General features: G+C 38.9%; 23 protein-coding genes. 2 read left to right on the forward strand and 21 right to left on the reverse strand.

Translation table 11 applies throughout. The features are described from left to right. Window positions 1–38 precede the first annotated feature (38 nt). From rnc to C7N65_RS03140, 11 genes are all read right to left on the reverse strand, one after another. Entirely contained in the window at window positions 39–770 is a 732-nt protein-coding gene (rnc, locus tag C7N65_RS03090) for a ribonuclease III (RefSeq protein WP_105993000.1), read from the reverse strand. A gap of 136 nt (window positions 771–906) precedes the next feature. After that, window positions 907–1,140 (reverse strand): acyl carrier protein, encoded by a 234-nt coding sequence (locus tag C7N65_RS03095; RefSeq protein WP_002480667.1) that lies wholly within the window; start codon window positions 1,138–1,140, stop codon window positions 907–909. Window positions 1,141–1,264: 124 nt separating this feature from the next. Beyond that, a complete protein-coding gene (gene fabG, locus C7N65_RS03100; protein ID WP_105993001.1) occupies window positions 1,265–2,002 on the reverse strand; it encodes a 3-oxoacyl-[acyl-carrier-protein] reductase in 738 nt (245 codons plus the stop codon). Further along, window positions 1,995–2,921 carry an ACP S-malonyltransferase gene (gene fabD / locus C7N65_RS03105; protein WP_105993002.1) on the reverse strand — a complete coding sequence of 309 codons (927 nt, stop codon included), beginning with the start codon at window positions 2,919–2,921 and terminating at the stop codon, window positions 1,995–1,997. The genes fabG and fabD overlap by 8 nt, the downstream gene beginning before the upstream one ends. Then, a complete protein-coding gene (gene plsX / locus C7N65_RS03110) occupies window positions 2,914–3,900 on the reverse strand; it encodes a phosphate acyltransferase PlsX (RefSeq protein WP_105993003.1) in 987 nt (328 codons plus the stop codon). The genes fabD and plsX overlap by 8 nt, the downstream gene beginning before the upstream one ends. A 7-nt stretch (window positions 3,901–3,907) precedes the next feature. Beyond that, a complete protein-coding gene (gene fapR / locus C7N65_RS03115) occupies window positions 3,908–4,465 on the reverse strand; it encodes a transcription factor FapR (RefSeq protein ID WP_105993004.1) in 558 nt (185 codons plus the stop codon). A gap of 217 nt (window positions 4,466–4,682) precedes the next feature. Further along, a complete protein-coding gene (recG, locus tag C7N65_RS03120) occupies window positions 4,683–6,737 on the reverse strand; it encodes an ATP-dependent DNA helicase RecG (protein ID WP_105993005.1) in 2,055 nt (684 codons plus the stop codon). A gap of 2 nt (window positions 6,738–6,739) precedes the next feature. Beyond that, a complete protein-coding gene (sdaAA, locus tag C7N65_RS03125; protein WP_105993006.1) occupies window positions 6,740–7,609 on the reverse strand; it encodes an L-serine ammonia-lyase, iron-sulfur-dependent, subunit alpha in 870 nt (289 codons plus the stop codon). A gap of 19 nt (window positions 7,610–7,628) precedes the next feature. Then, window positions 7,629–8,291 carry an L-serine ammonia-lyase, iron-sulfur-dependent subunit beta gene (sdaAB, locus tag C7N65_RS03130; RefSeq protein WP_105993007.1) on the reverse strand — a complete coding sequence of 221 codons (663 nt, stop codon included), beginning with the start codon at window positions 8,289–8,291 and terminating at the stop codon, window positions 7,629–7,631. A gap of 245 nt (window positions 8,292–8,536) precedes the next feature. Then, entirely contained in the window at window positions 8,537–10,183 is a 1,647-nt protein-coding gene (gene fakA, locus C7N65_RS03135; RefSeq protein ID WP_105993008.1) for a fatty acid kinase catalytic subunit FakA, read from the reverse strand. Between the two features lie 12 nt (window positions 10,184–10,195). Further along, the gene (locus tag C7N65_RS03140) at window positions 10,196–10,570 is read right to left on the reverse strand and encodes an Asp23/Gls24 family envelope stress response protein (RefSeq protein ID WP_105993009.1); all 375 of its coding nucleotides are present in this window, start codon (window positions 10,568–10,570) and stop codon (window positions 10,196–10,198) included. A gap of 349 nt (window positions 10,571–10,919) precedes the next feature. Here C7N65_RS03140 and rpmB point away from each other — a divergent pair, with 349 nt between their 5' ends. Continuing rightward, a complete protein-coding gene (rpmB, locus tag C7N65_RS03145; RefSeq protein WP_000517908.1) occupies window positions 10,920–11,108 on the forward strand; it encodes a 50S ribosomal protein L28 in 189 nt (62 codons plus the stop codon). Window positions 11,109–11,251: 143 nt separating this feature from the next. Here rpmB and C7N65_RS03150 read toward each other — a convergent pair whose 3' ends face one another. From C7N65_RS03150 to C7N65_RS03190, 9 genes are all read right to left on the reverse strand, one after another. Next, on the reverse strand, window positions 11,252–11,887 hold the full coding sequence (locus C7N65_RS03150; protein ID WP_105993010.1) for a thiamine diphosphokinase: 636 nt from the start codon (window positions 11,885–11,887) through the stop codon (window positions 11,252–11,254). Window positions 11,888–11,916: 29 nt separating this feature from the next. Then, window positions 11,917–12,579, reverse strand: a complete 663-nt coding sequence (gene rpe / locus C7N65_RS03155; protein WP_105993011.1) for a ribulose-phosphate 3-epimerase — start codon at window positions 12,577–12,579, stop codon at window positions 11,917–11,919. Further along, window positions 12,579–13,454, reverse strand: a complete 876-nt coding sequence (gene rsgA / locus C7N65_RS03160) for a ribosome small subunit-dependent GTPase A (protein WP_105993012.1) — start codon at window positions 13,452–13,454, stop codon at window positions 12,579–12,581. The genes rpe and rsgA overlap by 1 nt, the downstream gene beginning before the upstream one ends. A 144-nt stretch (window positions 13,455–13,598) precedes the next feature. Continuing rightward, on the reverse strand, window positions 13,599–15,614 hold the full coding sequence (pknB, locus tag C7N65_RS03165; protein ID WP_105993060.1) for a Stk1 family PASTA domain-containing Ser/Thr kinase: 2,016 nt from the start codon (window positions 15,612–15,614) through the stop codon (window positions 13,599–13,601). Further along, window positions 15,614–16,357, reverse strand: coding sequence for a Stp1/IreP family PP2C-type Ser/Thr phosphatase (locus tag C7N65_RS03170; RefSeq protein WP_105993013.1), 744 nt, complete (start codon window positions 16,355–16,357; stop codon window positions 15,614–15,616). The genes pknB and C7N65_RS03170 overlap by 1 nt, the downstream gene beginning before the upstream one ends. A 6-nt stretch (window positions 16,358–16,363) precedes the next feature. Next, on the reverse strand, window positions 16,364–17,458 hold the full coding sequence (gene rlmN, locus C7N65_RS03175) for a 23S rRNA (adenine(2503)-C(2))-methyltransferase RlmN (RefSeq protein WP_105993014.1): 1,095 nt from the start codon (window positions 17,456–17,458) through the stop codon (window positions 16,364–16,366). A gap of 3 nt (window positions 17,459–17,461) precedes the next feature. Next, a complete protein-coding gene (gene rsmB / locus C7N65_RS03180) occupies window positions 17,462–18,766 on the reverse strand; it encodes a 16S rRNA (cytosine(967)-C(5))-methyltransferase RsmB (protein WP_105993015.1) in 1,305 nt (434 codons plus the stop codon). After that, window positions 18,766–19,698 carry a methionyl-tRNA formyltransferase gene (fmt, locus tag C7N65_RS03185; RefSeq protein WP_105993016.1) on the reverse strand — a complete coding sequence of 311 codons (933 nt, stop codon included), beginning with the start codon at window positions 19,696–19,698 and terminating at the stop codon, window positions 18,766–18,768. The genes rsmB and fmt overlap by 1 nt, the downstream gene beginning before the upstream one ends. Further along, a complete protein-coding gene (locus C7N65_RS03190; protein WP_105993017.1) occupies window positions 19,691–20,179 on the reverse strand; it encodes a peptide deformylase in 489 nt (162 codons plus the stop codon). The genes fmt and C7N65_RS03190 overlap by 8 nt, the downstream gene beginning before the upstream one ends. A 191-nt stretch (window positions 20,180–20,370) precedes the next feature. Here C7N65_RS03190 and C7N65_RS03195 point away from each other — a divergent pair, with 191 nt between their 5' ends. Beyond that, entirely contained in the window at window positions 20,371–20,661 is a 291-nt protein-coding gene (locus C7N65_RS03195; protein WP_105993018.1) for a hypothetical protein, read from the forward strand. Between the two features lie 107 nt (window positions 20,662–20,768). Here the strand turns inward: C7N65_RS03195 and C7N65_RS03200 are convergent, their stop codons facing one another. Further along, window positions 20,769–21,761 carry an EpsG family protein gene (locus C7N65_RS03200; protein ID WP_105993019.1) on the reverse strand — a complete coding sequence of 331 codons (993 nt, stop codon included), beginning with the start codon at window positions 21,759–21,761 and terminating at the stop codon, window positions 20,769–20,771. Between the last annotated feature and the right edge of the window lie 67 nt (window positions 21,762–21,828).

Here is a 21,828-nt window from a genome sequence, read left to right on the forward strand (position 1 = left end):
TTCACTCGTTCTCCCTGTCGCTGCACTCAGCAGCTTGTTCATTGTTTCTGTTTCATCTCTGTATAAGCCTTTTCAGCGGCTTTTTGTTCTGATTCTTTCTTCGTTCTGCCTTGCCCCTCCGCAATAGCTTCTCCTTCTAATAACACTTCAGAAGTAAATAGGCGGTGATGTGCAGGACCTTCTTCATGTATCAAGCGGTACGTCACGCTGCCTTTGTTCAGGCGATGGATATACTCTTGGAATTGTGTTTTAAAGTCAATAACACCCATCAATGCATTATCTTCTACATATGGGAAGATAACAACTTGTGCAAAATGCCAAACTGCATCTAAACCTTGGTCTAAATATAAGGCACCTACAAAAGCTTCAAATGCATCCGATACCAATGACGGTCTTGTACGTCCGCCGGTTTTCTCTTCGCCCTTGCCGAGCAGAATAAGTTCGTTTAATTTGATTTTATTCGCAAATATTACAAGTGAGGGTTCACAAACGATGGTCGCGCGCATTTTTGTAAGATTGCCTTCAGGCAGTTGTGGATACTTATCAAATAAATAGCGTGAAACCGTCAATTCTAATACCGCATCTCCAAGAAACTCCAGACGCTCATTATGCGCCAGACGATCCATATTGAAATCATTAATAAAACTTGAATGTGAAAATGCTTGCTGATAGAGAGGTAAATTATCATATGAGAGTTGCAATGCATGCATTTTATTCGCAAACTTCTCGTTAAAAGCTTGCAACAATGCATCTTTCTTATGTTTGGCCAAAAAAAGACCTCCTTTAATTATTTCGAAAACGAACGATGTCGTTAAATTGCTTATGTGTCCCATTTTACGTGAATTTCAAGCAAAACAAAAGAAAAATCTGAGTCGGTCAAAGAGACGACTCAGATAGTATTGTTCATTATTTTTCAAGGTTGTTGATGAAATTAACTGCGTCACCAACTGTATTGATTTTTTCAGCTTCTTCATCTGGAATTTCAGTACCAAATTCGTCTTCTAATTCCATAACTAATTCCGCGATATCAAGTGAGTCAGCGCCTAAATCATCTTTGAAAGATGCATCTTCAGTTACTTTGTCAGCATCAACACCTAAACGGTCAACGATGATATCTTTAACTTTATCGAAGTTTTCCACGTCGATTCACCTCCTTTAACAAGCCTATATGACTCTATTATTTTCCCATTATATCATTAAGAATACAAGTGGGATAGCTCCATAAAATAGTGTAATCCCACTACTTCTCATGATTTAACGGCAATTATTCCATAAACATACCGCCATTGACATGGATTGTTTGGCCAGTAATGTATTTTGCTTTGTCAGATGCTAAGAAAGATACTGTGTTCGCAATATCTGTATCTTGACCAAAGCGGCCTAATGGAATTTGACCTTTCATTTGTTCTTTAATGTCATCGCTTAAAGCATCTGTCATATCAGAAACAATAAATCCAGGTGCTACAGCATTCACTGTAATATTACGCGAAGCAAGTTCGCGGGCTACAGATTTTGTTAATCCGATAACACCGGCTTTTGTCGCAACATAGTTTGTTTGACCCGGGTTGCCGACAGCACCTACTACACTAGATAAGTTGATGATTGCACCGCTTCTTTGTTTCATCATTTGACGCGATACTTTTTGGATGCAGTTGAATGTACCTTTAAGGTTCGTATCAATTACGTCATCCCATTCTTGTTCTTTCATACGCATTAATAAGTTGTCGCGTGTAATACCTGCGTTATTAACTAGTACATCCACTGAACCGAATTGTTTTACGACTTCTTGAATCATGTCTTTGACTTCATCAGGGTTTGCGACATTCGCTTGAATTGCGAAAGCTTCCACACCTTTAGCTTTGATTTCTTCTACGACTGCTTCTGCTTTTTCTTTGTTGCCGGCGTAGTTCACCGCAACATTATAACCGTCTTCTGCTAATTGCAGCGCAATACTGCGTCCAATTCCTCTAGAAGCTCCTGTTACTAATGCACTTTTACTCATGTTCATTCCATCCTTTGACATCTTCGAGTGTTTGAATCGAAGTTAATTTAACATCTCTGTTGATTTTCTTAATTAAACCGGATAATACTTTGCCTGGTCCGATTTCAATAAAGTGATCGACACCTTGTTCAATTAAATACTCTGTAGATTTAATAAACTGCACTGGAGAATACAATTGTTTCACCATGTTTTGTTTAATTACTTCTGCGTCTGTTTCTGCTTGTGCATGATAGTTTTGCACGACAGGAATTTCTGCATCATGCCATTCGAATTGATTGATATAGTCTTCAAAATCTTTCTCAATCACTTGCATCATTGAAGAGTGGAAAGGTCCTGAAACTTTTAAAGGCATCACACGTTTTGCGCCTAAAGATTTACCTTGCTCTACAATTCTGTCGATAGCTGTTTTATGACCAGACACAACGACTTGACCTGGCGAATTGATATTTGCCGGTTCAACAATAGAACCTTCTTCAGATAAATCTTCGCAGATCTTCGCAACTTCATCATAATCCAAACCAAGTACTGCAGCCATGCTGCCGACACCGCTTGGGAAAGCCTGTGCCATTAATTCCCCTCTTTTGCGTACGATTTTTACCGCATCTTCAAAAGAAAGTACTTTAGCCGCAACTAAGCTTGAATATTCGCCGAGGCTATGTCCCATTGTATAATCTGCACCTAAATCATTCAAAGCATTAAACAATGCAATACTGTGTGTTAATAAGGCAGGTTGTGTATTTTCAGTTTCACCGAGTTTGCCTTCTTCATCTGTGAACATTGTTTCTAATAAATCAAAGCCTGCTGCTTCTTGTGCAGCGTCTAATGTTTTTGTTGCATTTGTATCTTGTTGGTACAAGTCTTGTGCCATACCTACTTTTTGCGCACCTTGACCTGGAAAGATAATCGCTGTTTTACCCATTTTGTCCACCTACCGTTTCTCTCATAATATCGACAATATGATTTTCTCCTGCGATTTTCGCTTGGCGAATTGCAGAATAAAATGCTCTTGCATTTGAGCTGCCGTGTGCTTTAACGACAATACCGTCTAAACCTAGCAGTACTGAACCGCCGTATTCAGCATAGTCCATTTTCTTCGTCATTTTATCTAAATCTTTCTTCAATACCAATGCTGCAAGTTTGTTCTTGAAGTTGGCTAATAATGCAGATTTCAGCATTTTACCGATAGATTTCGCAGTACCTTCTAAGTTCTTTAAGACCATATTGCCTGTGAAACCATCAGTAACTACAACATCTGCGGCATCTTCCATCAATGTTTTTGCTTCAACATTGCCTGAGAAGTAGAAAGAAGGATCTTCTTTCATCAAATTATAAGCTTCTTTCGTTAAGTTATTGCCTTTTTTAGGTTCCGTTCCAATATTTAACAATGCTACTTTCGGTGCACCGATACCTCTGATTTTTTCAGCGTAAATATTGCCTAATTGCGCATATTGCAATAAATGTTCTGGTTTAGCATCCGCATTGGCACCGACATCTAAAAATACAAAACCTTTGCCGGAAACAGTCGGAAGTGTCACCACTAATGCTGGTCTTGCTACACCTTTAATACGGCCTACTATGAAGAGTCCAGCAGACATCAGCGCGCCTGTATTGCCTGCAGAAACACATCCTGAAGCTTCCCCGTCTTTTACCGCTTGTGCCGCTCTGACCATAGAGCTGTCTTTCTTTCTTTTTATGGCACGTACCGGCTCATCTTCCATTTCAATTTCTTCAGTAGTATGACGGAATTCTAAGCGCTCATGCTTGATTGTGCACTGTGCTTCATCTCCGAATAAAATAATATGTAAATCTGGGAAGTCGTTCAACGCTTTTTCTACCGCTTCTAAAACGATACCAGGCGCGTCATCTCCGCCCATCATATCAATGGCTAATGTCACCATCTCGTGATCACTCCTCATTATAATAATACATTTTGAATGTACCTCTGAATACGCATTTGTCTTTGACATATGACGATACTGCAACCGTAATATATTTTGATCCGAAATCAACCACTTGCGCAAAAGCATGTACGGTATCATGCAATTTCACTTGTTTTAAAAAGTTGACTTGGCTTTCTCTTGTCAGCACCATATTCTTTTGAATCAATGCTACACATAATGAATTGGCTTGTGCAAACAATATATGTCCGCGCGCAATATCATTACGCGTAAAGACCGAATCTTCCGTAATATAAATCAAAGATTCAGCAGTGACATTTGGTTCTACCCGAATCAAGTCACCGATAATTTCATTTCCTTCAATTGCACGAATATGTTTGTAGTTATGTTCTGCTACAGATTTAATTCGTTTACGCAATTCCGGTATTTTCAAGTAAGTTCTATCCAGTCTTATCGTTTGGATACTGACAGAAAATAAATCGCTCAACTCATTATCAGTCATAAAGGGGTTCTCTTGCAGACGTTGTTTGATTGCATCACGGCGTTCTTGTTTTTTCAACTTCATTGCTTTACCCCCCCTAATTTAGTACCAAGTCTTAAGACTTCCTTACATATCATATCATTTTCTCTTAAAACAGCTCAACAAAAAACACAACAGATTAATTAATTACAGTTTATCGAAATTAATCTGATGTGTCATGTATTGCCAGGCGCTATGAATGACACTTGCAAATGATTTTGTATGCCATTCACCCATCGCCTTGCATCTTATTTTGTTAGATTTAATCAAAACTTGTGTGTAATAGATTTTGTTCTACGAAATTGCGCAGAATGTCATACTGTTTTGTAAAGAAAGCACCAGATTGAATCAATTCAGCTGCTTCATCTCTTGCTACTTCTAACATACGATAATCTTCAACGATATTCGCCACTAAAAAGTCAGGCAAGCCGCTTTGTTTCACACCAAAGAAATCACCCGGACCGCGCATTTCCAAATCACGTTCGCTCAGTTCGAACCCATCTGTAGTTTGCGTCATAATATTCATACGCTCAATCCCTGTCTCGGTTTTCGGCGATGCAATCAAAACACAGTAACTTTGATGTTCGCTGCGTCCGACACGGCCGCGTAATTGGTGGAGCGTGGAAAGTCCGAAGCGATCAGCATCATAAATAATCATAAACGTCGCATTAGGGACGTTTACCCCAACTTCCACTACAGTCGTCGAAACTAAAATATCGATTTCATGTCGATTAAACCGCTGCATGACGTCATCTTTATCATCGGCATGCATTTTACCATGCAATAATCCGACACGGCCGACACCATAATGCTGCTCCAGCGATTCATATAATTCAATCACATTTTGTACATCTTCGAGATGTTCTGAGCTTTCAATCAGCGGACTGATAACATAAGCTTGTCTGCCTTTATTCAATTCTGCAGTCATTTGATTCAAGACAGATTCATACGCTTCATGTTTTGCCCACATGGTCTTAATTGGTTTTCGTCCTTTCGGCAATTGTTTGATTGAAGATACATCCATCTCGCCGAATACTGAAATGGCTAATGTTCTAGGAATCGGTGTCGCAGTCATAAACAACACATTCGTCATTGCACCCTTTTCTCTTAAGGCTTGACGCTGATTCACACCGAAACGGTGCTGCTCATCCGTAATCACTAATCCGACATTTTTAAACGACACATCATCTTGAATCAAAGCATGCGTTCCGATTAAGCAATCAATTGTACCGTTTTCTAATTGCTCTAATAACAATTTGCGCTTCTTGCCTTTGACAGAACCCGTAAGCAAAGCAACGTTCATACGATCCCCGAACAATTTTGTTAAACTTTCCGCATGCTGTTCTGCTAAGATTTCAGTCGGTACCATGAGTGCAGATTGATAGCCCGCTGTTTTCAAGGCATACATACAAAGTGCTGCGACTACAGTTTTGCCTGAGCCTACATCCCCTTGCAACAGACGATGCATACGTATCGGTGCTTTTAAATCTCTGAAGATTTCATTCACTGCTGTTTTTTGTGCGTCTGTTAATTCGAACGGCAAATCATCGATAAATCCTTTGACTTTGTTTAAATCATAATCGATTTCAATCGCATCATCACTTGCTTTTTCAAGACGATTCAGCCACTGCATTCGCAGCTCGAATAAGAATAATTCTGTAAAAGCATACGTTCTGCGTGCTTTTAACAACGCTTTTTTATTATCTGCATAATGCAGCGCGCGTATAGTTGAAGCGAGTGATTCTAATTTATATTTTTCGCGCAGTTCATCTGACAGCCATTCTTTGATTTCTATGTCATCTAAGACTTTGCGGATAATATCTCTCAAAGTTTTTTGTTTAATGCCTTCTTTGATGCGGTAGACCGGTTCAAGCTGTTCTTGGTCTTGGCTCATATCCGGCTGTTCTGTGGTATACATTCGCATACCATTGATTTCTTGTTTGCCGCGGTTCCATTTGCCTTTAATGGTCACATAGTCGTGCAGATTGACTTTCTTTTTTAAGTAAGGCTGATTGAAGAAGACTGCTTTCACCGCAATATTATTTACCATTAAATGCAGTGTTACTTTTGAACGGTTTCTTCCAAAAAAAGCGACAGTGGGCGTAGTATACACTTCGCCGACCACTGTCACGGTTGATTGATCTTCTGCTTCATTTAAATCTACCACGCTGTTATCTTCATAGCGCACAGGCAAATAAAGCACTAAATCTTCTACGTCATATATATTCAGTTCATTTAATACGCCGATCCGCTTCGGACCAAGTCCTTTGATTTGATCCAGCGAATAGGGTTGATCAATGAGGTTTACTTTAGTCATGTTTAATCACCAAATATTTGTTGTTTTAAGCGTTGGCCGGTTGGTGTTCCAGCGAGTCCGCCGCGTCCTGTTTCACGCAGTGCTGAAGGCATCGTCTGCCCGATGCGATACATTGCCAAAATCACTTCGTCTGTAGGAATACGCGATGAAACGCCTGCAAGTGCCATATCCGCTGACACAATTGCATTCGAAGCCCCTGCTGCATTACGTTTCACACAAGGCACTTCAACCAATCCCGCTACCGGGTCACATACTAAACCTAGCATATTTTTCATACAAATTGCAAAAGCTTCAGCTGATTGCTGCGGTGTCCCGCCGGCCATTTCAACTGTTGCAGCTGCAGCCATCGCTGCAGCTGAACCGACTTCTGCTTGGCATCCGCCTGCAGCACCTGAAATCGATGCATTATTTGCTACGACAAAGCCGAATGCACCAGCAGTTAATAAAAAGTTCAGCATGTCTTTGTGAGAAGGGTTGAAGCGGTGTTTAATCGCAAATAATACTCCTGGTACGACACCCGCAGAACCAGCAGTCGGCGTTGCACAGATTTTCCCCATCGCCGCATTCACTTCATTCGTCGCAACTGCTTTGCTGACCGCATCTAATAAAATCGGTCCGGAAAGCGCTTGTCCGCTTTCTAAATACTTTTTAATTAAAACAGCGTCGCCTCCTGTTAATCCAGTAGTCGAGGTCACACCATTCAAACCTTCATCCAAAGCATTTTCCATCGTTTTAAAATGATGGCCCATACCTTCATATACTTCATCAGCCGACACCCCGGTTACTGACATTTCTTGCTCCAGCATAATTTCATGAATGGCTTTGCCTTCTGTTTCACATCTCTCTACTAATTCTTCAACAGTCTTAAACATGTGTATGCCCCCTCCCATATTAATCTTCCATCAATGAAACAGCTGTCACGCCGTCCACCGCTCTGATTTTATTAAGTATTGCATCATCTGGTTCTTCATCTAATTCGCAAGTCATTAGCGCAGAATCCCCTTTTTCTTTACGTGCTACTTGCATGGACCCTACATTAATACTCGCATCGCCTAATATATTCGTCACACGTCCGATGGTACCGAATGTATCACGGTGAAAGACTAATAATGTCGGATAATTGCCTGAAATACTGATTGGGAATCCATTGACTGCGACAATCTCAATTTTACCGCCGCCGATAGAAACCCCTTCTACAGAAATAGTTTTATCACCTTTAGTCATACTCAGCACTGTCGTATTCGGATGCGGTTTATCTTCATGCACCTCGATAAAGTTGACCTTCATTCCTTCTGCCGCTGCCGTTTCTAAACTGGTTTTAATACGATCATCATCCGTATCATAACCTAACAATCCGCCCACTAATGCAACATCAGTACCATGACCGCGATAAGTTTCCATAAACGAACCGTATAAATAGATATCGACACGTTCCGGAAAATCGCCGAATAAGTCCCGTGCGACTAATCCGATTCTTACAGCCCCCGCTGTATGTGATGATGATGGTCCTACCATAGTCGGCCCGATAATATCAAAGACACTTTTAAACTTCATTGAAACTCCCCCTTACTCCATTGTGTTATTTGATTATTGCAACTATTTCAAATATTATAACAATTTATCTGACAAAACAGTACTATTTTTCATTTCCTTCTCGCAAAATCGAGTTGAATGCATTCTAATAGTGCATTTAAAGCTTATATATTTTGTATTGTTCTGACTTCACACAGAAAAATTCACTTAGGCTGTCCTTTGAACCTAAGTGAATTCATTACATCTCTGCTATGTGATTTTCAATCTTATTCAACTGAGAATAAATACGGATAAATCGGTTGATCTCCGACTTGTTCATCTACTTCAACATCAGGATATTCTTCTTCTAACCACTCTGTTAAAGCTTCTGTTGTTTCTGATTCTGCTTCTTCTCCTGTAAGTACAGTGACAATTTCAGAATCATCATCAATCATATCCGCTAATAGAGCTTTAGCTGCTTCTAATTGCGTTGTTTCGCTCGCAACAATTTTACCTTCTTTAAGGCCCATAAATTCGCCTTCTTTAATCGCAATACCGTCAATTGTAGTATTACGCACAGCATTCGTAATCGCACCTGAAACGACATCATTTAAAGCCTCAGTCATTGTAGCTTGATTATCTTCTAATGCTGCGTCTGGTAAATAATGGAACAATGCAGCGATACCTTGCGGAATAGATTTTGTCGGAATCACGACTGTATCTGCTTCGACAATTTCAGCTGCTTGGTCGCTAGCCATTTGAATGTTTTTATTGTTCGGTAAAATAATCGCTTTTTTTGCACCTGATTGTTCAATGACTTTCACAATATCTTCTGTTGAAGGATTCATTGTTTGACCGCCATTGATAATAGATGTTGCGCCCATAGATTTGAAGATTTCAGAAATACCTTCGCCCATAGAAATCGCAATAATTGCTGTTTCTACTTGTTCAGCGTTATTATTTTCTGCTTTCTTCTCTTTATTGACCACATTACGGTGTTGTTCGCGCATGTTTTCAGCTTTGACTTTAATTAATTCGCCGTATTCTTGACCGTAATTAAAGACTTCGCCTGGATGTTCAGAGTGAACATGGACTTTTACAATCTCATCATCATTAATTACTAGTAATGAGTCGCCGAACTTCGTCATATCTTGACGGAATTCTTGTTCGTCGAATGGACGTTTATTTTTATCGAAACGTACCATCATTTCAGTACAGTAACCATATACAATATCTTCTGTATTGATAATACCTGAGAAATCATGGTCATCGTTGACGAAAGTTTCAGTATCCAGTTTAGGTGCAGCAGCTTCTACTTTTTCACCTTTCAAACCTTTTAAGAAACCTTCATACACACATAATAAACCTTTACCGCCGCTGTCTACAACGCCGACTTCTTTTAATACTGGTAATTGGTTCGGTGTATTATCTAAAGCAATACCGCCTTGTTCGATAATAGCTTCTAATACTTCTGTACAATCTTCTGTTTGTTTTGCTTTCTCTACACCAGCTTTAGCCGCTTCTTTTGCTACAGTTAAGATTGTTCCTTCTACTGGTTTCATCACTGCTTTATAAGCTGTGTCGATACCTGCTTCAAAGCTTTCTGCGAATGCTTTCGCATCCACTGTTTCATAATCTTCCATATTTTGGCAGAAGCCTCTGAAGATTTGCGAAAGAATTACACCTGAATTCCCGCGTGCACCCATAAGCAAGCCTTTTGAGAAAGTCTTCCCTAAAGCGCCAATGTGATGAGATGCATTATGTTCGACTTCTTCTCTCCCTGAAGTCATTGTCAGATTCATGTTCGTACCTGTATCGCCGTCTGGAACAGGATAAACATTTAATGCATTGATTACCTCTGCATTATTAGATAAATTTTGTGCCCCTTGGATTACCATATCGGCAAATAATTTACCATCTATTTTGCTGATCATCATGTCGTCCTCCTAATGTTTCTTGCCGTAATTATTCATACGTACACCCTGTACATAAATATTGATTGAATTCACTTTTAGATTTAATGTTTTTTCCAAAGTATATTTAACAGTAGATTGCACATTATTCGCAACTTCTGAAATTTTGATTCCGTAACTTACAATAATATACATATCAATGTCGATTGCTTTATCATGCGAACGCACCACGATACCGCGTGCATAATTCTCATGTCCTAAAATTTCCGCAATCCCATCTCTTACTTGTTGTTTGGATGCCATTCCGACAATACCATAACATTCTACGGCTTTTCCGCCTACTACTGATGCAATCACTTCGTTTGAAACGTCAATATTGCCGTATTCATTGGTAATTTCTAATGTCATTATGAGTTCCTCCTTAAGATAGGTCTAACAAGCACATTTAAAAGGCTTGTATCTATTACTTACTATTATATAATGAATAGCGTAATAATGCCTTTTTTTCAATGCCGGATAACTCTGGCACATCCCTTTAATTCAATTGAGTGGGTGATGAAGTCCACATAATTGCTTTTAAAGTAAAACGCATACATAGACATTTACAAATTATAACACAATTTTGTTCTTTATTTAGAATAACTTAAAAAATTCTTGCACTGCAACAAATTTTGGTTGCCAATTTGTGAAATCTGTGCTAAATTAGGAAAGTATATCATAAGTCCGTGTGTTTATATTTATTAAAGGAGGTACTTTCATGGGTAAACAATGTTTCGTAACAGGTCGTAAAGCTTCGACTGGTAATCGTCGTTCACACGCTTTAAACTCTACTAAACGTAGATGGAATGCTAACCTTCAAAAAGTTAGAATCCTAGTAGACGGAAAACCTAAAAAAGTTTGGGTTTCTGCACGTGCTTTAAAATCTGGTAAAGTTACTAGAGTTTAATAAATATAAAGCACATGAACAAACGACTCGTATGTGGCGGGTCGTTTTTCTTTTGTCTTTTTTTAACAAAAAGGATTGGCTTGCATTTTTAATGCGCCAATCCTTTTATTTTGTTTAAAACACTTATATTTCATGTGTACCTGTTAATCATGGCTGCGTACACAAAGCACACCGCCCGCTTCTACAATGACTTCTGCTTTTTCAGCTTCAATCTCATTTGAAATCGTTAATGTAGACCCTTGATACAAAGTTTGATGGTCTAACGGATACTTGAAACCATTTAATGAAATCACAGTATGATCTCTTTGCGGCACAAACGAGGTATATTTGAAATCTGCATCATACGTCATTTCATGCGTCCCTTTACCTAGATATACAATCTCATTTTGCTTATCAATCAGACGCACGACTACACCTGCATCCAAGTAGTCAGGTTCTTGCAGTAATTGGACAGCACCTAAAAAGTGATCCAGTCTGCCGCCGGTCGCACCGTAAATATTAATTTCATTAAAGCCGCATTCTACGGCTTCTCTGACACCTAAGCCTAAGTCTGTATCTGCTTTTTCAGCTTTTACCGGATGAATATCTAATTGATTTTTCAAATCTATTCGTTCTTCTTCTGTGACAGAATCAAAGTCACCTAATGAAAATATCGGTTGAATATCATGTTCTACCAAAATGAGTGCGCCTCTGTCGATACCGCCCCATTCTTCGTCTGCTTTTCGTTGTAAAAGATGATGCGGCAAATGGCGATCACCGCATAATAGATTGATTTTCATAAGCTCCCCCTGCTTTCGCTTGCCTGCCTTTACTTAGAAGATGCGTCTGCACCTTTTAATGCTTCTGCCACTGATTGATAGTTGGCTTGTTTAAAGAAATATGAACCTGTCACAAGCATGGTTGCACCTGCTTCGACACATTTTTGGCCAGTAATCGCATTGATACCGCCGTCGACTTCAATATCGAAATCTAAATCGAATTTCTCTTTATATGCTTGTAATGCGGCTACTTTTTCAACACTGTTTGAAATGAAAGCTTGACCGCCAAATCCAGGATTGACTGTCATCACTAATACATAGTCGACATCATGCAAAATCGGTTCAATCGCCGCTGCGGATGTACCAGGATTAATCACTACGCCTGCTTTAACGCCATGTGCATGAATTAATTGAATCGCACGATGAATATGCGGTGTTGCTTCAAAGTGGACGGAAATCATATCTGCCCCTTTATTCGCAAACTCTGCGATATACGCTTCTGGATTTTCAATCATTAAATGCACATCAATCGGTAAATCTGTACCTGCATTGACAGCCTCTAAAATCGGAAGTCCGATTGAAATATTCGGCACAAATTGGCCATCCATGACATCAAAGTGCACACCATCGACACCTGCTGCTTCTAACGCTTTCAACTCATTGTGCAGATTTAAAAAATCTGCTGATAATAGGGATGGAAATACTTTAACCATTAATATCTTTCCTTTCGTGATGCAATTTCTTCAAATAATTGTACATAATGCTGATAACGAAATTGCGCTATATTGCCCGCTTCTACTTGTGCTTTCACATTACACTTCGGTTCTTTCATATGGTTGCAATTTCTGAATTTGCAATCTTGCCCGTATGCTTGGATCTCTAAAAAGTAATCTTTGACCTCATCTTTATGGATATGGTCAAAATCAAGTGCACTGAACCCAGGCGTATCTGCCACAAAGCCGTCTGCGCGTTCAAACAATTCTACGTGACGTGTTGTATGTTTACCGCGGTTTAAAGACTTTGAAATTTGGTTCGTCTCAAGCTTCAAGTCAGGACGATACGCATTGAGCAGTGTAGATTTGCCGACACCAGATTGCCCGCTCAGCACCGCAAGACCTTCGCCCCATGCATCAAATACCGCTTCAATTGAATCCTCTTTGCCGACAAATTGCGTCGCATAACCGATGTCTTGATACACTGCTAATGCTTGTTCAATACGTTCGATTTGCTCCTCATCAGCCATATCTTTTTTCGTTACTACAATACGCGGATTCAACCCGTATGAATGCGCAATGACTAAGAAGCGATCTACCAATTGCGTTGAAAAATCCGGTTGTACCGCACTCATCACAATAATCAGATGATCGATATTGCTGACTGGCGGCCGCTTCAGCTCATTTTTTCTTTCATGAACATGATGGATATAGCCTTCTGTCACATTTTCAATTTCAAAATCTACGATATCTCCGACAATAGGAGAAAATTTCTTTTTGCGGAATAAACCGCGGGGTTTTGTATCAAACATTTCACCGTCTGAATCCACGCGGTACACACCGCTGATCGACTTGATAATACGTCCTGTCCTCACCGAGACACCTCTCTTATATACGTTCATTTTCACTAATACATTATACCAAACGTTTCACTATTACACGAACGGTTGATACAAAAAACATCCTACCTCATAAAGCCTTAACTTAAGAGATAGGATGAATGGATTGCTATTCATTTTTTAATAGCCGACATCTTTGTCTGCGACAATTTTATCATCAACACGTACTGTGTAGCCTGCTGTTTTGCCTTTTTCGATTTTTAAAGGAATAGACACAGAACGATCGCTCGTAATATCCATCGTTTGCGACGCTGAAGTGCCGTCATGGTCTTTGTCTCGAATAAAGATTTCTACCTTTTGGCTGTCGCCGTCTTTACCTGAATACGGCACTTTTACAGATTGTGTCACATCTTTAACTGAGCTTTCATCAGATTTATCTTCATCACTGCTGTCATCATCAGATTTTTTACCTAATGATACGACAAAGGTGATTGTCGAGTCTTCATCGACAGACTTGCTTTTCGGTGATTGAGAAATAATTTTGCCTTTTTCAACTTTGTCGCTGTGTACTTCTTTTTCTTTCACAGGTTTTAAACCTTTTTCATGCAGTTCTTTCTCTGCTTTGTCATAACTTTCACCTGTATAGTCTTTGACATAGACTTGTTTAACCCCTAAGGATTCTGTCAATACAATATGTGTATCATTAATCGGCACTTCTGTATCAGCCGCAATGTTTTGATGTTCAATCAAACCGCGTTCTAATTTTGTTTTAGAATATGCTTGGCCGACAGAAATATGCTTAAAGCCTAATTTATCCAGCAATTTCAAAGCTTCTGCTTTGCTAGTACCGTATAGGTTTGGCATTTGTGCTTTTTTCGGTCCTTTAGACAAGACAATATTGACGGTGCCATGTTCTTCCACGCGTTCGCCTGGAGCTGGATCCGTCGTGATAATTTGATTCTCTTGATACTTATCACTGAATGCACTTTTGGTTTTGCCGACTTTGATGTTATGTTCTTTCAAGATTTGTTCGGCTTGTGCTTCTGTTTTGCCTCTTAAATCCGGTGTTTCAATATATTTGTCTCCGAATACACCGTAAGCCACAAAACTGATTAAACTAATGAGCAGTACCGCAAAGATAAGTCCGAAGAAGAATTTTTTCTTTTTGGACCGTTTCTTTTGAGGCACTTCATAAACCGGACCTTCTGTACTTTGGAAACGTTGCTGATTCACAATCGGAATCTCCATCGTTTGATGAATCGGTTCTTCCTTTTTGCCTTCCGGCTGTGCTTTTGATTCTTTCGCAATCGCGTCTTTATCAATCGCAATTGTTTTCGTATCAGCTTCATCCGATACATAAGGTGTTTCGCCTGCTCGGCATTTTTCAAGCGCACTGCTTAAATCTTTTTTCATGCTTTCAATGTCTTGGAAGCGATTGTCTCTGTCTTTTTCTGTTGCTTTTAATATAACGTTGCTCAATGCTTGCGGAATTTCAGGTCTGATATCTGTCGCATTCGGCATCGGATCTTGTATATGTTTTATCGCAATACTGACAGCTGTCTCTCCGGTAAACGGCGGCTCGCCGACAAGCATTTCGTATAAAACAATCCCGATTGAATAAATATCTGTACGTTTGTCTGTAGATTCCCCTTTAGCTTGTTCAGGCGATAAATACTGAACCGTACCCAACACATGACTAGTTTGTGTCATCGCAGTTTCGCTTAATGCTTTCGCAATACCGAAGTCTAAAATCTTTAACGTTTTATTGCGATCGACTAATATATTTTGCGGTTTAATATCTCTATGTACGATACCCATTTCATGTGCATGCTGAATACCTTCTAGTATTTGCTGGGCAAAGCTGACTGCTGTTTCTACACTTAAAGGTCCATGCGTTTTAATATATTCAGAAAGTGTCGGACCTTCGATATATTCCATCACGAGATAGAAATATTCATGGTCTTCTCCAACATCTTTTACGCTGACAACATTGTCGTGCGAGAGACGTGATGTATTATGAACTTCACGTTCAAAACGTCTCACCATATCTTCTTTTTCATGCGGCGCAATATGAATCATTTTAACAGCGACTTTACGGTCTAAGATGGAATCTTCAGCGAGGTATACATTGCTCATGCCTCCGCCGCCTAAAAATTCTATTATCTTATAGCGTTCGCTGATGACTGAACCTATCATCATACGCGGTCACCTTCTATTTCTGCCAATACAAGGCTGACATTATCCGTTGAATCATGTATTTGCGCAAGCTCTAATAAAGCTTGTCCTTGTGCTTCAAGCGGCAAGTCTTGATTGAGCTGTTCTTTAATTTGAAACGGACGGACAAAGTCAGTTAAACCATCAGAGTTCATCAATAAGTAGTCGTTAAAGTTAAGACGCTTCACATAAATATCTGGTACAACGAATTTATCTGTCCCCATCACACGTGTAATAATATTGCGCTGCGGATGTGTAAACGCCTCTTCTTCTGTAATCTGACCCGTCATTACCAAATGATTCACAAAAGAATGGTCATTGGTAATTTGTTCGATTTCTCTGCTGTTGACTAAATAAGCGCGAGAATCGCCGATGTTTGCGATTACCACATGCTTATCAAAGATCAGGGCTGCCACCGCAGTGGTACCCATGCCTTTGAAATTATCATCAGTCAACGCATAACTGTAAAGTTCTCTATTCACTTTTTGAAGTTTCATACGCAGCCAATCTTCTGCTTGGTGTTCTTCTACCAAATTTTCTTCTTCGAATAGCTCCTTTAAGCGTTGAACCACAAATTCACTTGCGACTTCCCCAGCTTTATGGCCGCCCATTCCATCACATAAAACCAATAGTTGCTGCTCTGTCATGTTATAGAAAATACCGCCGGCATCTTCGTTTTTTTCCCTATGGTGTCCTGTGTCTGTGAAAAATTCTGCATTTAGCATAGGTTCCTACCTCGTTTCTACTTGACGTTCCTTCGCTCTTAATTGACCGCATGCGGCATCGATATCTGAACCTTGTTCACGTCTAATTGTCGCATTAATGCCCAGACGCTTCAATTCTTTTTCGAATTTGAAGATATCTTCTTTCGGAGTTTTAACATAATTACGTTCCGGCACGTGATTGACAGGAATCAAATTGACATGACAGTTCAATTTTTGAATTAAGTGTGCCAATTCTCTCGCATGTTTTAATTGGTCATTTACGCCGCCGAATAAACCATATTCAAATGTAATACGACGGTTCGTCTTTTCTTGATAATAATGGATAGCTTCCATTAATTTATCGATTGAGTATGCACGGTTGATCGGCATTAATTTAGAACGGATTTCATCATCTGCTGCGTGCAAGCTGACCGCAAAGTTGATTTGAATATCTTCTTCCGCAAAGTCATAAATCTTAGGAATAATACCTGAAGTCGAAACAGTAATATGACGTGCACCGATATTTAAACCATTGTCATGATTGACAATTCTTAAGAAGTCCATCATTTCATCATAGTTTTCAAACGGTTCGCCGATACCCATAATAACAATTTGCGATACACGTTCATCTGTCGCATCTAAAGCTTTTTGTACAGTCAATACTTGAGAAACAATTTCCCCTGCTTCTAAGTTTCGTTTTAAACCGCCTAATGTTGATGCACAGAACGTACAACCGATACGGCAGCCGACTTGTGTTGTCACACAAACAGAATTGCCGTATTCATGACGCATTAATACTGTTTCGATTGTATAGCCGTCTTGCAGCTCAAATAAGAATTTGATGGTACCGTCACGGCTTTCTTGTTTCACAACTGTTTCTAGTGTTGTAATTGTAAAAGTGTCCTTTAACAATTCACGCAAGTCTTTAGATAAGTTTGTCATTTCATCGATACTATCGACACGTTTTTCGTAGAGCCATTGAAAAATCTGCTTTGCTCTGAATTTCTGTTGGCCATGTTCCACTAACCAATCTTGCATTTCTTCATAACGCATTGAATAGATTGATTGCTTGTCAAAATCGGGAAGAAAACGATTCTTTTTCTTCTTTTGAGTAGTAATCATTACTTAATTTTCCTTTCTTCTTATCTTTGTAATAAAGAAACCATCTGAATTAAAGTCTTGCGGCAAGATTTGCAACGTCTTGACCTTCTCTCCTGTTCTAGGATGCGAGAATGGTTCAAATTCAAAGTCTTTGTTTTGTTTTAAAAATGTATAGATAACATTTTCGTTTTCCATCTGTTCTATTGTACATGTTGAATAGACGATTACGCCACCCGGTTTTACGAAATCTTTAATATTATTCATGATTTCCAGCTGTAATTCGACCAAACCGTCTACAGTATCTTTTGTCTGTGCATATTTTATTTCCGGTTTATGACGCAATACGCCCAACCCGCTGCAGGGTGCATCCACTAAAATTTTATCATATTTTTTATCATAAGGCTGTGTCGCATCGTGTTGGAAGGCATGTACATTCTTCAAACGCAGCTTCTTGATGTTATGTTCGATCAATTCAATTTTGTGTTCGTGAATATCTGTCGCATCAACCTGTCCAGTGCCTTGAAGCAATTCTGCTGTTTGGCAAGCTTTTCCGCCAGGTGCACTGCAGGCATCTAAAATCATTTCACCTTCAGTTGGTGCTAAAATTTCAGCGACGAACATCGAACTTTTATCTTGAATCGATACATAACCGTCTTTGAATGCACGGCTTTCAACGACTGGACGGCCATAGATATGCAGACAATATGCAATATCGTTATCTTGCTGTACTTCGTACTCTTCCTTTTCTAATCTTGAAATCGCATCTTCAACAGTTGTACGATTCGTATTGACACGGACTGTTTGTCCCGGACGTTCAATCAAAGATTTTGCGATGGCTTCAGTTGTTTCAAGTCCATGATGAGTGACCCAGTGTTTTACAATCCATTTAGGAAGACTATATTCAATCGCAATACGCTGCTGATCATCTTTAATCTCTGATGGGTCTGGTAATACGCTGCGCATCATATTACGCAAAATACCATTTACAACTTTACTGTTATGCAGGCCGCCGCGTTGTTTTGCGATTTCTACGGCTTCATTAATAATCGCATGATCTGGTATTTTATCTAAATACTTATACTGATAGATGCTCATCCATAAAAGCGTACGCATCCACCCTTTGATTCTTGTTTGTACAAACGGCTTTAAATAATAATCTAAAGTGAATTTATGTTTTAAAGTACCATAGACTAATTCTGTGAATAAGCCTTTATCTGCGCGGCTCAGTTCGCTTTCTTTCAGTACTTCGTTAATTTTCAAATTACTGTACGCTTTGTCTTGGTTAATCGACAATAAAGTTTCAAATGCTGCTTCTCTCACTGTTTGCATTAATTTAAGACCTTCCCAACTAAGTCATCTTGATAACCGCTTAAGAAATTTGCAGTCGGCATACGTTTTTTGCCTGATAATTGAATTTCAGTCAAGGCAATCGCATCCGCTGAACCTGTTCCTACGATAATCGCTTTTTTCGTTGTTTCTATAATTTCTCCAGGTTCGCCGTTTTTGCCTTCAACAATTTTTGCCGCATATAACTTCATATTCGTATCATCCAATTTAGTATATACTACAGGCCATGGTGATAAACCGCGGATATGGTTGTAAACTGCTTGTGCAGGCTGTGTCCAATCAATACGTTCATCTTCTCGGCTGATATTTGACGCAAAAGTGGCTTCTGCTTCATTTTGTTCGATACGGTCATTAGTACCATTAATAATATCCGGTAATGTTTTCGCTAATAAATCTGCACCTAAGAAGCTTAATTTATCATGCATTGAACCCACATCGTCATTTTCTTCGATTTCAATGGCTTGCTGCGAAATAATATCACCCGCATCTAATTTAGGTGCCATATACATAATTGTGACACCTGTTTCTTTTTCGCCATCGATAATCGCTTGATGAATCGGTGCACCGCCTCTGTATTTCGGTAATAAAGAAGCATGCACATTAATCGCACCAAGTTTTGGTGCATCTAATAAAGCTTTAGGCAGAATTTGCCCGAATGCAGCTGTTACAATCAAATCAGGCTCTAAATCAATCAACTTCTGCAAGTCTTCTGAAGTTGAAATCTTTTCAGGTTGATAGACTTCAATTCCATGCTCTAAAGCAACTTTTTTAACAGGCGGAGGTGTCATCACACGTTTACGTCCTACCGGTCTGTCTGGTTGTGTCACCACTGCGATAACATCCTCTTTAGCTATCAGCATTTCTAATACTTTTGTAGAGAAATCAGGTGTTCCCATAAATATAATTCTACTCATCTTCTAAATACGCCTCCAATTCTTCTTCTGTCAATTGCTTTTCTATTTTATCGGTAAATGGAATGCCTTCTAATTGATCTATAATATGCAGCAGCATTCTCGCAACATCATCATAGGCTGTTAGTTCTACTGTGTTGCCTTGCAAATCATTGCTTTGAACGACAATCATTTTGCTTCTCTCTACTGTCCCGAAAACACCAGGAAATGAAACATCGCCTTCTAAATCTGTAATCGTTTCATCAGATTGCCGAACAATTTTCGGATTAATCAACTGTAATAAACCTTCCGCTTCCATATCTATAATGGCTGCTTGTTGTGAAACCCCGATTTGCGGTGCGCATAACGCTGACGCTTCACAATCATACAAAGTATCTTCTATATTTAATAATAACTGTTTTAAGTCACTGTCAAACTTATTTATATTTGCTGCAGGTTGGCGCAAAATTTTACTGTTCGCAGATACAAGAGGTTTCACTGCCATTTTTATCGACTCCTTAAAAATTCATCATTCCATTATAGCGTAAATCTACCAGAAAAGCGACCATTGCTTTTCTCCCCCCCATTTTCTACATTTCTGTGAAGAAGGTTCAATTTTATATGAAAAGGGTATACTATTAACATTGTATAAAAATTTGGTTTATACGGATAGTTTGTTGAAGGTGGTGAAGTAAAATGGATGATATCACAAGAGATCAAGCATTTATCGTCGCAGTGCTTTATAAGTACTACACAGAACATTTAAATGCAGGTATGTCACCAAAACAAGCCAACGATTTCAAAGATTCACATACGCTTCATGATGATTATTTCTGTGACAAAGACAAAGCAACTTTCCTAGACAACCTCAAAGTCCTTTTTGATAAAGACTATGTTGAAGGCGAATGGGATGGTACAAAAATAAATGATGTACGTGTTTCAGAAAAAGGGTTTGACGCAGTGGATACAAATTTATTAAGTAAATAATCCGCCCTTTTAAAACAAGATATCAAAAACCAAAAGGAAGATTTTCAATCTCAACCAGATGAAAATCTTCCTTTTTACTTTTTAACTATCCAAACATTACATAATCCTTACTCTGCACTCTGCTGTTTGCGTATATCCCCATGCACTTGCGACACTCGAAAATACAATATTTTATCTTTAAGAAATTGCATACCATATGGTAATAAAACGATTAAGAAAAACCAATTATACATCGCAATACGATCTGAAAAGGCTAAGAAGCCTAACAAACAAAACAAGCTGCCCGTCAATAACATGTAGTTCATTAAACCTGCAGTGATAATATGCGATTTATAAAGAACAAAAGCCATAACAATGATAGCAGTTGTAAAAATCAAAAAGTCTAAACGATTCCCGCTGGATTCAGACAAGCTGTAATAAAGCGGCGATGTATAACGTTTGAACATTGGCAGCGTTCCGAATAATTTACGATTGATATCTGTCACAAACAACACACAAGCAAATAAATAACCTAACACTGCATATTTCACTTTAATATGCTTGTTAATAAGCAGAATCAAGACAATCAAAAAGCTTGATGAATGCAGTAAAGGAAATATAAAGATACATAAACGCTTAATGCCTTTAAAGTTGAACATGATGAGTAATAGTCCAAATACAAAGGTTTGTCTGATAATGTTTGTAGACATGACTAAAAACATCGGGAAGTACGTATATATTGCTAAAGCAAATAATGATAAGTGTTTGTCTTCAAAGAAGCGGTACAATCCAATAGTAATCAGTACATTCGTTGCTAAAACAAAAACCGTAAAGGTTAAGTCAGGTACTGTATGCAATAAGATCCATAAAATGACTGTAAATACAGGTTCAAATATATGCACATCTAGTACATGACCGAAACTTGCATGCATGACTTCTTCAAATCCGATTAAATAAGATAAATAATCAGTAGATTTAGTAATGCTTTTGTTGAGCAGCTCATAAAACAAATTGCCTGTTAACACCATATATAACAGTAATAACACACCTTTGCTTAATTGGATCCGGGAGAAATAAATGATACAAATCAGTATAATTAAAGCACTTGCGATATATATCATCAGCAAACTTCCCTGCTATATAAATTCTTGTTGCGTAATTCTTGTTGATTAAACATTTTATCTCACC

This window comes from Staphylococcus simulans (assembly GCF_002994445.1).
Classification (GTDB): domain Bacteria; phylum Bacillota; class Bacilli; order Staphylococcales; family Staphylococcaceae; genus Staphylococcus; species Staphylococcus simulans_B.